This is a genomic window from Streptomyces sp. NPDC005492, from assembly GCF_040605995.1.
Classification (GTDB): domain Bacteria; phylum Actinomycetota; class Actinomycetes; order Streptomycetales; family Streptomycetaceae; genus Streptomyces.
In genome coordinates this window covers 1-1,335 of the sequence record NZ_JBEXDX010000122.1, presented here as the reverse complement: position 1 = coordinate 1,335, position 1,335 = coordinate 1, and the positions used below count along the sequence as shown (strand labels likewise).

At 67.0% G+C, this 1,335-nt stretch carries 1 protein-coding gene and 1 pseudogene; both read right to left on the bottom strand.

Features of this window, described 5'->3' with window-relative positions; genetic code table 11:
* Positions 1 to 219: pseudogene (locus tag ABZT04_RS45940) on the bottom strand (hypothetical protein); the annotation flags it as partial.
* A 22-nt stretch (positions 220 to 241) separates the two neighbouring features.
* Complete coding sequence (locus ABZT04_RS45935) at positions 242 to 631, bottom strand: ATP-binding protein (protein WP_356066697.1); 390 nt, start codon at positions 629 to 631, stop codon at positions 242 to 244.
* Positions 632 to 1,335: the final 704 nt, after the last annotated feature.

Below are 1,335 nucleotides of genomic sequence, written 5' to 3'. Positions count from 1 at the left end.
GTACATCCCGCCCGTCTCCGGGATTCCCACCGTGCCCTGGAGGATCCGGGCGACATGGAAGTGCAGATGAGTGGGCGGTCCGTCCTTCTTCGCGGCGGTGTCGAAGACGGCGGAGAACTCCCCCAGGCGAGTGGAATCCGTCAGCACCTCCGACACCCTGCGCCTCCACACGGCTTCCGGAGCCAGCCGGCCGGTGATGACAGTGCCACCAGTGACCAGTTCGACTGTTTCAGCGGTGGCGTCACCGGGCGAGGAGGGCTCTGATGGACTTGCCGCCGCGGATCCGACGGATGACCGCGGTGCTGTGCGCGAGGCGGTTGACCATGGGCCAGCCGAAGCCTCCGGTGCCGTCGTGCAGGTCGGGGGTGCGCATGTGCGGCGCCCGGGGGCTGTTGTCGTGGACGGCCACCTCGATGTTGTCGGGGTGTGCGGTCAGGTCCAGGGTGCAGGTGCCGCCTGCGTGGCGCAGGGCGTTGGTGACGAGTTCCGAGACGACCAGGATCACGGTGTCGGCGTCCTGGGCCGTGATCGGATGATCGAGACCTCGCAGAAAGTCCCGGGCGCGTGCGCGGGCGCCGGCGAGGGTTGTCGCGGAGCGGACGGCTGCGACGTTGACGCTCATCGTGTTCATCAGGTCACCCTGGTCCCTGGATCGCCCGTTCCCGGTTGCCTCCGTGCGGGTGCTTGTGCCCCGGTCGGCGGCCCGTTAACCGGGCCGTGACGGCCCCGCATCTGCCCGCGTCACTGTTCGAGGCTGATTGCCTCCCTGTCGAACGTGCGGAAATCTGTGTTTGTTGAAGTAGACATTGGCTCTGGGGCGTGGTTATGGTTCTCTCGTAGCTCAGAGAGACAGCAGGGCCCGGCAGACACGAACTGCCGGGCGGAGTAGTACCCGCAGGTGTAGTTCGCAGGACGGTGCGGTGGTGGAGTTCCGAAGCCAGAGCGGTTGCAGGACGGCGACGGGACTGACGGCCGGACCGGGTGGCCCGCAGTGATCAGGGGCCGCCGTGAGCAGGACCGCAGGTGCAGTACCCGTAAGTGCAGTTCGCAGTACCCAGCAGTGAAGTAGGTGAGCAGCACCTCGGTGAAGGCGTCGGCTGCGGGCGCGCGCACCGGGAGGTTCGGCAGTGGGGTTCCAAGCCAGAGCAGACGCAGGACGGGCGACGGGGCTGGCTGCCGAAGAGCGGCGCTGTCACAGGCGCTGAGCAGTTCGCAGTACCCGTCAGGTAGCAGTTGATCCCAGAGGGAAGAACGGAGGAACAGAGCGCCATCAGGATCGCCCGGGCCGGCACATTGAACCCGGGTACCGCAGGACATCGATAGTGAGGTGGTCTC